The sequence below is a fragment of the Mesorhizobium sp. M8A.F.Ca.ET.181.01.1.1 genome (genome assembly GCF_004792025.1).
Lineage (GTDB): Bacteria > Pseudomonadota > Alphaproteobacteria > Rhizobiales > Rhizobiaceae > Mesorhizobium.
Window position 1 is genome coordinate 340,756 of the sequence record NZ_SRTV01000006.1, and the last position, 12,110, is coordinate 352,865.

The following is a 12,110-nucleotide window of genomic DNA, read 5'->3' on the forward strand; positions in this document are numbered from 1 at the left end:
TCAGTCCAAAAGAAGTTGATAGCCTTGGCCGCGAACAGACCTTATCCATGACTGTCCATCGTCCCTGAGGCCGAGCTTCTGACGCACGCTGCTGATATGGACGTCGATGCGGCGATCGAACGGGGCTAGCGGCTTTCCAAAAGCCCGTTTCGAGATGTCTTGCTTCGGCACCAACTGACCGGCATGGCGAGCGAGAACTTCGAGCAGGCTGAACTCCGTACCGGTAAGCTCCAGCAACTGCCCGTCCCATTCGGCGGTTCTGTTGCTCGGATGGATCACCAGCCGTCCGGCTCTCAGCGTGTCAGTGGACGCGCCGACCGCGGGCTGGTTCGCACGACGAAGGATCGCGCGCACTCGGGCCGCGAGCTCTCCCGGCGAACAGGGTTTTGTCACATAGTCGTCGGCACCGAGGTTAAGGCCCGATATCCGGTCGATGTCATCGCCTCTTGCCGTGAGCAGCAGCACCGGAACCTGGCTCAGCTTCCTGATCCTTTGCAGGACCTCGATCCCGTTCATTCGGGGCATCATGATATCGAGCACGATCAGGTCCGCCGCTTTGCGCGCGGCGGCGGCAATCGCCGTGCCGCCGTCCGTGCCTGTCGCCACGTCATACCCTTCTTCGACCAGGTATTCCTGCAGCAGCGTCGTCAACTCGACATCGTCGTCGATGAGGAGGACCTTGTTCATTCCATTCCGTCCGTCATTCATGCCGGCCCCTAAGGCACAAATGCGGGCGGGCGGCGGGATTTTACCCAACTTAACACAACTTGACTGCGTTTAACGTCCACCCGGCCAAGCATGGAGCGGCGACACGGGTCGCGTTCAACCACCGCTGCGGTTCGTCGGTTGCACGGCCGATGGCGTCGGCCTTGCCATGCCTGGCCAAAGGCCTGCAAGACGCCGCCATCTCACCCCACCGAACGTGCCGCTGCCCGGCCCGCGCTGCGGCCCGAGAAGATGCAGCCACCCAGGAACGTGCCTTCGAGCGCCGCGTAGCCGTGCACGCCGCCGCCGCCGAAACCGGCGGCTTCACCGACGGCATAGAGGCCCGGTACCGGCTGGCCGTCGGGACCCAGCACGCGGCTGTCGAGATCGGTCTGCAGGCCGCCCAGCGTCTTGCGGGTCAGGATGTTGAGGCGCACCGCGATCAGCGGTCCGTTCGCCGGGTCGAGCATCTTGTGCGGCTTTGCCGTGCGGATCAGCCGGTCGCCAAGATAGGCGCGCGCGCCGCGCAGCGCGGTGATCTGCATGTCCTTGGAGAACGGATTGTCGAGCTGCATGTCGCGGGCGCGGATCTCGCGCTCGACCCCTGCTACATCGAGCAGCGGTTCGCCGCCGGCCAGCGCGTTCATGCGCGCCACCAGCTTCGAAAGATCGGCCTCGACGATGAAATCCTCGCCCTTTTCCATGAACGCCTTGACGGGACCGGGGATGCCCGACGTGGCGCGGCCGAGCACCTGGCGCCAGCTTTTTCCCGTCAGATCGGGGTTCTGTTCCGAGCCCGACAGCGCGAATTCCTTCTGGATGATTTTCCTGGTCAGGATGAACCAGGAATAATCGAAGCCGGTACTCATGATGTGGCTGAGCGTGCCCAGCGTGTCGAACCCGGGATAAAGCGGCACCGGCAGGCGTTTTCCCCGGGCATCGAGCCACAGCGAGGACGGTCCGGGCAGGATGCGGATGGCATGATCGGTCCAGATCGGCGCCCAGTTCTTGATGCCCTCGACATAGTGCCACATACGGTCGCGGTTGATGATCGAGCCGCCGGCCTGTTCCGATATGGCCAGCATGCGGCCATCGACATGGTCGGGCACGCCCGTGATCATGCGCTTCGGTGCCGTGCCCAGCCGCTTGGGCCAATTCTCGCGGACAAGCTGATGGTTGGCGCCAATGCCGCCGGAGGCGACGATCACCGCCTGGGCATGCAGTTCGAAGTCGCCTGACACATCGCGCGAACTCTTGTGGCCACGCTCGACAGTGCTCGGCTGCAGGATGTCGCCACGCACGCCGGTCACGGCCGCACCCGTCCGCGTCAGCTCATTGACCCGATGGCGGAACCTGAAGTCGATCAATCCGCGCTTTTGCGCCTCGCGCACGCACTGGACGAACGGCTCTAGCACGCCGGGACCGGTACCCCAGGTGATGTGGAAGCGCGGCACCGAATTGCCATGGCCGATGGCATTGCCGCCGCCGCGTTCGGCCCAGCCGACGACAGGAAAGAATTTCAGGCCGCGCTGCAGGAGCCAGGAGCGCTTCTCGCCGGCGGCAAAGCCGACATAGGCCTCCGCCCATTTGCGCGGCCAGAAATCCTCCGGCCGGTCGAAAGCGGCGGTGCCCATCCAGTCCTCGAGCGCCAGATCATGGGAGTCGCGGATGCGCATGCGCCGCTGCTCCTGCGAATCGACCAGGAAAAGCCCGCCGAACGACCAGAACGCCTGGCCGCCCAGCGATTGCTCCGGCTCCTGGTCGACGATGATGATTTTCTTGCCGGCCTCGGCAAGCTCGGCGGCGGCAACCAGCCCGGCAAGGCCGGCGCCGACAATGATCACGTCCGCGTCGTCAGCCATTTGTTCCCCCCAGAATTAGCCGGTTAAGCAAGCAATTCCAGGAAAAGTGTGAGGCGGTTTTCCGTCCGGAATTGCGTCAAACAATGGCTCAGACGGTCTCCCAGCCGCCCTTGTTGTCGCCGGCGCGGAAGATGGCGTCGATGACTTTCTGGTTGAGCACGGATTCTTCCAGCGTGAAGACCCGCTCCTTACCGCCCTGCGCCGCCCGCGCGAAGGTCTCGACCTCCAGCCTGTATTGCTGCGTCCCGGGAAAGCGGAACACCTGCGCCTCGGTGTGATTCTGGTTGTGCAGTTCGACGCGGTGATGGTCGTACAGCCCGGCATTGAAGGGCGAGAATACTTCGATGAAACCCTTCTCGCCATGGAACACCATCACCTGGCGTGCCGCCATCTGGGTCGACAGGTAGAAGGACAGTTCGAAATCGCCGAAATCGGCGCGGATCGAGGAATAGATGTCGGTGCCGAATGTCCTGTCGCGCTCGATCGTTGCCTGTACGCGCAGCGGCTCCTTGCCGGTCGAAAAGCGCGCCGACACGGTCGGGTAGACGCCGATGTCGGGCAGCGCGCCGCCGCCGAGATCGAGCTTGTTGCGCATGTTGTTGGGATCGACATTGTAATAGGAGAAAGCGCCCTGCACATGGCGCAGCCGGCCGATGGCGCCGCTGGCGATGAGATCACGCACCTTGATCCATTGCGGATGGTAGATGACCATGAAGGCTTCGCAGACCAGCACCTTCTTGGCGTCACGCAGCTTGATCAGGGGCGCGATGTTCTTGGCGTCGAGCGCCAGCGGTTTTTCGACCAGCACATGCTTGCCGGCCTCGATGGCCTTGGCCGTCCATTCGACATGCTGCGACGTCGGCAAGGGGATATAGACGCCGTCGACTTGGTCGGAAGCGAGCAGCTCCTCATAGGAGCCGAAGGCATGGCGCGCGCCGAAGCGGTCGCCCAATGCCTTGGCCTTCGACAGGTCGCGGCTGGCGATCGCCGACAGCACGCCGTTCTCCGCCTCGACGATTGCTGGCAACAACTGCTCGCGGCCGATCTTTGCCGTCGACAACACACCCCATCGGAACATCGCGCTTCTCCTTGTCGGTTACAGGCAAGGAGGTTTGCCCGAAATCGCCGGAAAAGCCAATGCGGGTGCTCTGTTCCCCGCCCCACGAAGCTGTGGCGAGGAACCAGGTCGCGCCTAGCCCCTTCTCCCAGTCAGCGTCATGTCGAAATCGACGACATTGGAATAGAGCGGCGTGCCGACATCCATGCCGTAGTGCGAGCGCAGCACCTTGCCGGTGACATGGAATTTGATCGCCCCGCCCTTCAACCCGTCGAGCTCGGCGGTGAATTTTTCCGGAAACGTCTTGCCGCGCGCCGTCAGCCGACCGGTGACGAGCGCCGTCGTGTCACCGGTGCGGCTCACGCTTGTCGAGCGGAACTGGATTTCGGGACTGTTGGCCGCATCGAACACCGCATCGGAGCGCAGGAAGGCATCGATGCGGCCCTGGCCGGTGCCGACACTTTCGGGATAGATGGTGAGGTCGACCTTCGAGCGCCCGATATCATCGTTGTCGATGCGGATCGTGCCCTTGAAACGGGCAAAGGCGCCGTCGAAGCCGCCGCCGCCGGCCTTGCCGATGGTGAAGCGGATCGCGGAACCAGCCTGGCTGATCGTATAGCTGCCGGCGGCATCGCCGAGTACGACTGCCGCATAGACGGGCATGGCAAGACAGGCGGCGGCAGCCGCCAATCCGAGGATTCGCGCACGCATTGGATTGTTCCTTGTTCGGAGGCAACGCTCTCTCGCGTCCTCACCGCACCAACGAGATCAAGGCCCGTTCTATTCCCCGGTTGACGAAGGCGTGATCATGCGTGTCAGCACGCTGTCGCGCAGCAGGAAATGATGGCGCAGGGCCGCGCAGACATGCAGCGCAACCAGCGTGATGCCGGCATAGGCGAGATACCAGTGCGCCGACGCCCAAAAACTTTCGGCGGCGTCGGATTCGGGCTGCGGCAGGTTGGGCATGACGAACAGGTGGAACGGCATGCTGGGGATTTCCAGGGTCGAGACCGAAACCAGCGCCCAGCCGGACAGAGGCAGGGCCAGCTGGAAGACATAGAGCGCCAGATGCGCCAACGGCGCGGAGCGGCGCTCCAGGGCGCCGACAGAAGGCGGCAAGGGCGGTGCGGCGTTGCCGAGCCGCCAGGCGATACGCAGGATGATGAGCCCAAGCAGCAGAAAGCCCAGTGATTTGTGCAGCTGGATCAGCTCGAAGGCGGTACGCTGGCTCTGGGTCCTGACCATGACGAAGCCGAGTGTGAACTGGCCGATGAAGATGATCCCGATCAGCCAGTGGAGGACGATGGTTGCCCAGCCATAGCGGGTCGTGGTGTTGGTGATGGTCTGCATGGGAGGCGAACGTTGGCGCGGTCAGCTTTCTTCCCCTTGCCGCCAAGGGGCAGAGTTGCCTACCCGCTCACCCTGAAGAAATCGACGAAAGCCCTCAGCGCCGGCCGCATCTGACGGCGGCTGGGGTAATAGACGAAGAATCCCTCAAAGGGCGGGCACCAGTCCTCCAGCACGCGGATCAGCCGGCCGTCGGCGAGCGGCGCGCGGACATAGTCCTCGAAGACGAAGGCGAGCCCGGCGCCGTCGACCGCCGCCTGGGCGATCAGATGGTCCTCGTCGAGGATCAGCGGTCCTTGCGCGGCAATTTCGATCTCCTCGCCGTCCTTCTCGAATTCCCAGCGGTAGAGGACGCCGCTGGAGAAACGGAAGCGGATGCAGCGATGGTCGGCAAGCTCGCGCGGATGGCGAGGTTTCGGCATCGTCGCGAAATAGGACGGCGCGCCGACGACGGCGCCGCGAAGATCGGGCCCGATGCGCACCGCGATCATGTCGCGCTGCAGGCTTTCGCCGAGCCGCACGCCGGCGTCGAAACCGCCTTCGACCACGTCGGTGAAGCGGTCCTCGATGACGATCTCCAGCACGATCTCGGGATAGGCGGCGGCAAAGTCGCCGAGCCGCGGCGTCAGCGTCAGATGCGCAGCCGTGCGCGGGACGGTCAGCCGCAGATTGCCGGCAGGCCGGTCGCGCGCCTCGACGGCCGTTTCCAGCGCCAGGTCGATCTCGGACAGCGCCGGCCGCAAACGTTCAAGCTGTGCGCCTTCCTCGGTCGGAGCGACGCTGCGCGTGCTGCGCGCCAAAAGGCGCACGCCAAGCCGTGCTTCCAGGCTGGAGACTGCGTGGCTGACCGCCGAAGGCGCGATCGCCAGTTCCCTGGCCGCGCCGCGAAAACTGCCGCATTGGGCAACGGTTGCCAGCACCGCAAGCTGTGAGAGATGCGCTCGGTTCATTGATCTATTTCTTGGAACGACCCGTACTAAGAAGAGCCGATTATCGAACGGACCGCAAGGCATTATTTCTGCCGCATCACAACAAGGAGACGCGTGATGAAAACCCGCAAACTCGGTACTGAACTCGAAGTCTTCCCGGTCGGCCTTGGTTGCATGGGCATGAGCTTTGCCTATGGCGGCCAGCCGGAAGCCGAGGCGATCGCCACTCTGCACCGCGCCGTCGAGATCGGTGTCACCTTCTTCGACACGGCGGAGGTCTACGGCCCCTTCGAGAACGAGATCCTGCTCGGCAAGGCGCTGAAATCGGTTCGCGGCAAGGTGACGATCGCGACCAAATTCGGCTTCAAGATCCTGGAGGAAGGCACCGGCATGGATCGCATGGCCGGTGTCGACAGCCGTCCCGAGCACGTCAAGGCTGTTGCCGAGGCGTCGCTGAAGCGGCTTGGCACCGATGTCATCGACCTCTACTACCAGCACCGTGTGGATCCGAACGTGCCGATCGAGGATACGGTCGGCGCCATGGCAGAGCTGGTGCGTGAGGGCAAGGTGCGGGCGCTGGGCCTGTCGGAGGCGAGCGCCGCCACCATCCGCCGGGCACACGCCGTACACCCGATCGCGGCCGTGCAGAGCGAATATTCGCTGTGGAGCCGCGACCCTGAAGACGATGTCTTCGCTGTCTGCCGCGAGTTGGGCATCGGCTTCGTGCCCTACAGCCCGCTCGGCCGCGGCCTGCTCACCGGCACCATCGCCAAGCCGGAGACCTTGAGCGACGATGACTGGCGCCGTGTCCTGCCGCGCTTCCAGGCCGATGCCATGGCCGCCAATGCCGAGGTGATCGCCACGCTGGAAAAGATGGCGGCCGACAAGGGCGTCACCTCGGCGCAACTGGCGCTGGCCTGGGTGCTGCACCAGGGCGATTTTATTGTCCCCATCCCTGGCGCGCGGAAAATCCGGCACCTGGAGCAGAACACGGCGGCGGCTGGGATTGAGCTAAGTGCGGCCGAGGTGGCGGCGATCGGCGATGCGCTGTCGCCGGATAAGGTGATGGGCAAGCGCTATACGGAGGAACTGCTGACGCTGGTGAATGGGTAGATTTTTCGGCATCCGCTAGCTTTCAGACGCTGGCGCGAGGCGCCCCCCTCTGTCCTGCCGGACTTCTCCCCCACCAGGGGGGACTTGGCTGTCACCGGCGCTCTCGCAAATCGCCAACGTTGAAGGAAGGGCGGAGCCCTGAAGCTGCCGATCTCCCCCCAAGTGGGGGAGATGGCCGGCAGGCCAGAGGGGGGCGCCTCGCACCGACATCCAAATTTCTGCCGCTCACCAAGGCACCACCGTAATCTCCGGCCAGTTCTCCTTTGCCCGCGCGCCCTTCACTTCATGCGTCCGCTGGTTGTCCATCACCCGGTTCGGCGTGATGCGAAACGAGAAGAGATCGTCGAGCTCGAACGGCGCCACCAGCTCCAATTGCCCATCGGCGCCGTAGCGCACCCCGACCGCATGTGTCTTTGAGGCGAAATAGCTGACGGACTCACTGGAACTCGTATAACGCGGGCAGGGCTGTCCGAACTTCTGCGGATACCACAGATGCACGCGGGCCTGGTTGCGCACTTCGACCGGTAGCGACAGTCCCTCGAAATACCGAGCCGCCCGGCGGATCACCGCGTCCTCTGCCTCATAGGACAGGTCGGAGTCGTCGAAATAGAAGAGGTCGACATCCCTGATGCCGTAGCCCGACGACTTGCCGGTCAGATGGTTCCAGACGCTGTTGTAGAGCGCGCCGGAAACCACCAGCCAATCCGGCAAGGCAAACGCGCGCACCCGTGCCAGCGTTTCGACAAGCAGCGGATCAGCCTCGACGATGCCGAGAAACGCACTTCGTTGTTTCTCAAACGGGAGCCCGGAATAACGCAAATGGTCCATCGCCCTTTGGAGGGCGATTCGCCATCTACCCGCAATCCTTTATCCCCGTAGCACGCCACCCGTTTGCTTGCCGACATTCTCGACGATGCGCTTGGCCAGCGCCTCGAAATCCTCGTCGGTCAGTGTCTTCTCGACCGGCTGGATAGACACTTCGACGGCAATCGATTTTTTGTCGGCTCCGAGCGACGCACCCTCGAAGATATCGAAGACCGAGACGCCAGTGATCAGCTTCTTGTCGGCGGCCAGTGCGGCGCGAACAAGCGTGCCCGCCTCGACCACCTTGTCGACGACGAAAGCAAAATCGCGCTTCACCGCCTGGAAGGCGGAGAGTTCCAGCTTCGGCTTGGTCTTGGTCGGCTTTGCCTTCGGCTCGGGCACGGCGTCGACGAACACTTCGAAGCCGCATAGCGGCCCGGAGACATCGAGCCCTTCCAGCGTCTTCGGATGGAACTCACCGAACGTGCCGAGCACGGTCTTCGGACCGAGCTTGATGGTGCCGGAACGGCCGGGATGATACCAGGCCGGTCCGCCGGCCTCGATCTGCAGCCGTTCGACCGGCGCGCCGCAGGCTTCGAGTGCGGCGACCGCGTCGGCCTTGGCGTCGAACACCCCGACCGGACCGGAATTGCCGGCCCAGTTGCGGCCTGAGCCGTCGAGCTTGGCCGTGCCGCGGCGCACGCCGGCGGCGACGCGCCGCTGCTGGTCGGCGCCATCGCCCTCATAGGTGCCCGAGACCTCGAACAGCGCCACGTCGCCGATGCCCTTGTCGGCATTGCGCTGCGCAGCCGAAATCAGCCCCGGCAGCAGCGAGGGCCGCATGTCGGACATGTCGGCGGCGATCGGGTTGGCGAGTTTCAGCGCCGTCTGGCCGCCGCCGAACAGTTCGGCGTGCCTGGCCGGAATGAACGACCAGGTAACGGCCTCCATCATGCCGCGCACGGCAAGCGAACGCTTGGCGGCACGGGTGCGGATCTGCAGCGTCGTCAGGATCTTGCCGTTGACCATGTCATGCGCGCCGAGCGGCTGCGGCGCGATGTTGTCGACGCCATGGATGCGCATCACCTCCTCGACCAGGTCGGCCTTGCCGTCGACATCGGGGCGCCAGGAAGGCACGGTCACGTCGACGACGTCGCCCGATCCCTGCGCGTGGAAGCCGAGACGCGACAGGATGTCGAGGCTCTCCGCCTTTGGCACTTCGATGCCGGTCAGCCGCTTCACTTCCGACAGCGGAAGGGAAACGATCTTCGGCTGATGCCCGGCATAGCCGGCCACCTCCGTCTCCGTGGGCGTGCCGCCGCAGAAGTCGATCACCAGCTTGGTCGCCAGTTCGACGCCCGGCACCATGAATTCAGGGTCGACGCCGCGCTCGAAGCGATAGCGTGCATCGGTGATGATGCCGAGCGTCCGGCCGGTGCGGGCCGTGGTGATCGGGTCCCAGAGAGCGGATTCGATCAGCACGTCCGTCGTGTTCTCGTCGCAGCCGGAATGCTCGCCGCCCATGATGCCGGCAATGGATTCGACGCCATTATCGTCGGCGATCACGCACATTTCCGGCGTCAGCGTGTACTCGCGCCCATCGAGCGCCTGGACCTTTTCGCCATCCCTGGCGCGGCGCACGACCAGATTGCCGGCGACCTTGGCGGCGTCGAAGACGTGCAGCGGCCGGCCGCGGTCGAAGGTGACGTAATTGGTGATGTCGACCAGCGCGCTGATCGGCCTCAGCCCGATGGCGATCAGCCGCTGCTGCAGCCATTTCGGCGACGGCCCGTTCTTGACGCCCCTGACCAGCCTGAGCGCGAAGCCCGGGCAAAGCTCCGGCGCCTCGATCGTCACCTTCACCGGGCACATGCCGCTGCCGACATGCGGCATGATCGCGCCGCCGACGAGGCGGCCGAGGCCGCTCGCCGCCAAATCCCGGGCGATGCCAAAGACGCTGGTGGCATCGGGCCGGTTCGGCGTCAGATTGATCTCGATGACCGGATCGTCGAGATGGGCATAGGACGCAAAGCTGGTACCGACCGGCGCATCCGCGGGGAGGTCGATAATGCCATTATGTTCGTCGGACAGTTCCAGCTCGCGCTCGGAACACATCATGCCGTGGCTTTCGACGCCCCTGATCTTGCCGACCGCCAAAGTGACGTCGATGCCGGGCACATAGGTGCCGGGCGCGGCGAAGGCGCCGATCAGGCCGGCGCGAGCGTTGGGCGCGCCACAGACGACCTGCACCGGCGGCTTGCCGTCACCGGTATCGACGGTCAGCACCCGCAGCCGGTCGGCGTCGGGATGCTGCACTGCCGTCAACACCTTGGCGATGACGAAGGGTTTCAGGCCTGCCTTGTCGTCGACATGCTCAACCTCGAGGCCGATCGAGGTCAGCCGCTCGACGATCTCGGCCAGCGTGGCGTCGGTTTCAAGGTGATCCTTGAGCCAGGAGAGGGTGAATTTCATTGGGCTGTTCCGTAGTGGCTGGCGGCAGGAGTCTTCAGGGGTGTCACGCGCTCAAGCCTCCGAACAGCGTCGGCATGTCCAGCGGCCGGAAGCCGTAATGCGACAGCCAGCGCACATCCGCGTCGAAGAAGGCGCGCAGGTCCGGCATGCCGTATTTCAGCATGGCGATGCGGTCGATGCCCATGCCCCAGGCAAAGCCCTGGTATTCGTCGGGGTCGAGCCCGCCGGCCCTGAGCACATTGGGATGCACCATGCCGCAGCCGAGAATCTCCATCCAGTCGGAGCCTTCGCCGAAGCGCACCTCGCCTGGCCTTGAGCGGTCGCACTGGATGTCGACCTCGAGGCTCGGTTCGGTGAACGGGAAGAAGGACGGCCGGAAGCGCATCTTGACTTGCGGCACTTCAAAGAAGGCCTTGCAGAACTCTTCCAGCACCCACTTCATGTTGGCGACGTTGGCCGACTTGTCGATCACCAGCCCCTCGACCTGATGGAACATCGGCGAATGGGTGGCGTCGGAATCCTGGCGGTAGGTCTTGCCGGGAATGACGATGCGGATCGGCGGCTTCTGCTTCTCCATGGTGCGAATCTGCACCGGCGAGGTGTGGGTGCGCAACAGCTTGCGTTCGCCGTTCTCGTCCGGCTGGAAGAAGAAGGTGTCATGCATCTCGCGCGCCGGATGGCCTTCCGGGAAATTCAGCGCGGTGAAATTATAGTAGTCGGTCTCGATATCGGGACCTTCGGCGATGGCGAAGCCGAGATCGCCGAAGATCGCCGCGATCTCGTCGATGACCTGGCTGATCGGATGGATGCGGCCGCGCTCGGCCGGCGACTGCCGCACCGGCAGCGTCACGTCGACCTTTTCGGCGGCCAGCCGGGCGGCGATCGCCGCATCCTTCAGATCAGCCTTGCGGGCCGTCAGCGCCTCGGTGACGCGGTTCTTGAGGCCGTTGATGGCGGGGCCCTTGACTTGGCGCTCCTCGGCGGTCATGGCGCCAAGGGTTTTCAGCATCTCGGACACTGTGCCCTTCTTGCCGAAGGCAGCGATGCGCACGGCCTCGATGGCCGGCTCATCGGCGGCCGACGCGATCTCAGCCATCAGGGAATTTTCGAGCGTATCCAAGCCGGTAGTTGCGTCGTTCACGGTCAAACTCGCTACGTTGGAAGTCAGCTTTAAAGTGAAAGTCACTTCTAAGTTGAAAGTTCAGGCATCAGAGACAAAAGAACCCGCGCCGGCCGTGCCAGCGCGGGTTCCCCAAATCAGAATTGCGAATGCTTGGGAAGCGCTGGGCTCGGAGCCCGATCCCGAAAAGTTGCAGACTTTTCGGAAAAGATCGCGCTCCTCGCTAATTTCCCTGGAGCATGATGTTGTCCAAAAAGTCAGAAACTTTTTGGCATCATGCTCTAGGCGACAGCGCTTTCAAAAGCGTTCGGCGTGGTGTTCTTCAGGTATTCGAGCGCGACCTTGGCCTTGGCGACCAGGGCGGCGAAAGCCTGAGGCTCGTGGATGGCCATGTCGGACAGGATCTTGCGATCGATCTCGATGCCGGCCTTGTTCAAACCGTCGATGAAACGGCCATAGGTCAGGCCGTGCTCGTGGGTCGCGGCGTTGATGCGCTGGATCCACAGCGCGCGGAACGAGCGCTTGCGGTTCTTGCGGTCGCGGTAAGCGTACTGCAGCGACTTTTCCACCGCCTGCTTGGCGATGCGGATGGTGTTCTTGCGACGGCCGTAAAAACCCTTGGCGGCTTTCAGGACCTTCTTGTGCTTGGCGTGCGAGGTGACGCCTCTTTTTACGCGTGCCATGTCATGATCTCCTTAAAA

11 protein-coding genes are annotated in these 12,110 nt (G+C 63.9%); 1 reads left to right on the forward strand and 10 read right to left on the reverse strand.

Annotation, left to right across the window (positions count from 1 at the left end):
- From EN824_RS22765 to EN824_RS22790, 6 genes are all read right to left on the reverse strand, one after another.
- On the reverse strand, positions 1–687 hold the full coding sequence (locus EN824_RS22765) for a response regulator (RefSeq protein ID WP_127278796.1): 687 nt from the start codon (positions 685–687) through the stop codon (positions 1–3).
- A gap of 221 nt (positions 688–908) precedes the next feature.
- Positions 909–2,567 (reverse strand): FAD-binding dehydrogenase, encoded by a 1,659-nt coding sequence (locus EN824_RS22770; RefSeq protein ID WP_127873313.1) that lies wholly within the window; start codon positions 2,565–2,567, stop codon positions 909–911.
- An 88-nt stretch (positions 2,568–2,655) separates the two neighbouring features.
- Positions 2,656–3,645, reverse strand: a complete 990-nt coding sequence (locus EN824_RS22775; protein WP_135932719.1) for a Gfo/Idh/MocA family oxidoreductase — start codon at positions 3,643–3,645, stop codon at positions 2,656–2,658.
- A gap of 114 nt (positions 3,646–3,759) precedes the next feature.
- Complete coding sequence (locus EN824_RS22780) at positions 3,760–4,335, reverse strand: YceI family protein (RefSeq protein ID WP_135921720.1); 576 nt, start codon at positions 4,333–4,335, stop codon at positions 3,760–3,762.
- A 69-nt stretch (positions 4,336–4,404) separates the two neighbouring features.
- Positions 4,405–4,974, reverse strand: coding sequence for a cytochrome b (locus EN824_RS22785; protein ID WP_135932720.1), 570 nt, complete (start codon positions 4,972–4,974; stop codon positions 4,405–4,407).
- Positions 4,975–5,033: 59 nt separating this feature from the next.
- Positions 5,034–5,921: a LysR family transcriptional regulator gene (locus EN824_RS22790; RefSeq protein ID WP_135932721.1), complete on the reverse strand. Its 888-nt coding sequence runs from the start codon at positions 5,919–5,921 to the stop codon at positions 5,034–5,036.
- A 96-nt stretch (positions 5,922–6,017) separates the two neighbouring features.
- Here EN824_RS22790 and EN824_RS22795 point away from each other — a divergent pair, with 96 nt between their 5' ends.
- Positions 6,018–7,013 (forward strand): aldo/keto reductase, encoded by a 996-nt coding sequence (locus tag EN824_RS22795; protein ID WP_135932722.1) that lies wholly within the window; start codon positions 6,018–6,020, stop codon positions 7,011–7,013.
- Between the two features lie 225 nt (positions 7,014–7,238).
- Here the strand turns inward: EN824_RS22795 and EN824_RS22805 are convergent, their stop codons facing one another.
- From EN824_RS22805 to rplT, 4 genes are all read right to left on the reverse strand, one after another.
- Positions 7,239–7,841 (reverse strand): nucleotidyltransferase family protein, encoded by a 603-nt coding sequence (locus EN824_RS22805; RefSeq protein WP_135932723.1) that lies wholly within the window; start codon positions 7,839–7,841, stop codon positions 7,239–7,241.
- A gap of 39 nt (positions 7,842–7,880) precedes the next feature.
- Positions 7,881–10,289 (reverse strand): phenylalanine--tRNA ligase subunit beta, encoded by a 2,409-nt coding sequence (gene pheT / locus EN824_RS22810; protein ID WP_135932724.1) that lies wholly within the window; start codon positions 10,287–10,289, stop codon positions 7,881–7,883.
- A 43-nt stretch (positions 10,290–10,332) separates the two neighbouring features.
- Positions 10,333–11,385, reverse strand: a complete 1,053-nt coding sequence (gene pheS / locus EN824_RS22815; RefSeq protein WP_245521004.1) for a phenylalanine--tRNA ligase subunit alpha — start codon at positions 11,383–11,385, stop codon at positions 10,333–10,335.
- Between the two features lie 305 nt (positions 11,386–11,690).
- Positions 11,691–12,092 carry a 50S ribosomal protein L20 gene (rplT, locus tag EN824_RS22820; RefSeq protein ID WP_006201247.1) on the reverse strand — a complete coding sequence of 134 codons (402 nt, stop codon included), beginning with the start codon at positions 12,090–12,092 and terminating at the stop codon, positions 11,691–11,693.
- Positions 12,093–12,110: the final 18 nt, after the last annotated feature.

What these genes read in the sequence shown, in the direction of transcription:
- EN824_RS22795 (WP_135932722.1), top strand. Translation starts at nt 6,018, where the DNA reads ATGAAAACCCGCAAACTCGGTACTGAACTCGAAGTCTTCCCGGTCGGC.
- rplT (WP_006201247.1), bottom strand. Translation starts at nt 12,092, where the DNA reads ATGGCACGCGTAAAAAGAGGCGTCACCTCGCACGCCAAGCACAAGAAG.
- EN824_RS22805 (WP_135932723.1), bottom strand. Translation starts at nt 7,841, where the DNA reads ATGGACCATTTGCGTTATTCCGGGCTCCCGTTTGAGAAACAACGAAGT.
- EN824_RS22775 (WP_135932719.1), bottom strand. Translation starts at nt 3,645, where the DNA reads ATGTTCCGATGGGGTGTGTTGTCGACGGCAAAGATCGGCCGCGAGCAG.
- EN824_RS22780 (WP_135921720.1), bottom strand. Translation starts at nt 4,335, where the DNA reads ATGCGTGCGCGAATCCTCGGATTGGCGGCTGCCGCCGCCTGTCTTGCC.
- EN824_RS22790 (WP_135932721.1), bottom strand. Translation starts at nt 5,921, where the DNA reads ATGAACCGAGCGCATCTCTCACAGCTTGCGGTGCTGGCAACCGTTGCC.
- EN824_RS22785 (WP_135932720.1), bottom strand. Translation starts at nt 4,974, where the DNA reads ATGCAGACCATCACCAACACCACGACCCGCTATGGCTGGGCAACCATC.
- pheT (WP_135932724.1), bottom strand. Translation starts at nt 10,289, where the DNA reads ATGAAATTCACCCTCTCCTGGCTCAAGGATCACCTTGAAACCGACGCC.
- EN824_RS22770 (WP_127873313.1), bottom strand. Translation starts at nt 2,567, where the DNA reads ATGGCTGACGACGCGGACGTGATCATTGTCGGCGCCGGCCTTGCCGGG.
- EN824_RS22765 (WP_127278796.1), bottom strand. Translation starts at nt 687, where the DNA reads ATGAACAAGGTCCTCCTCATCGACGACGATGTCGAGTTGACGACGCTG.
- pheS (WP_245521004.1), bottom strand. Translation starts at nt 11,385, where the DNA reads ATGGCTGAGATCGCGTCGGCCGCCGATGAGCCGGCCATCGAGGCCGTG.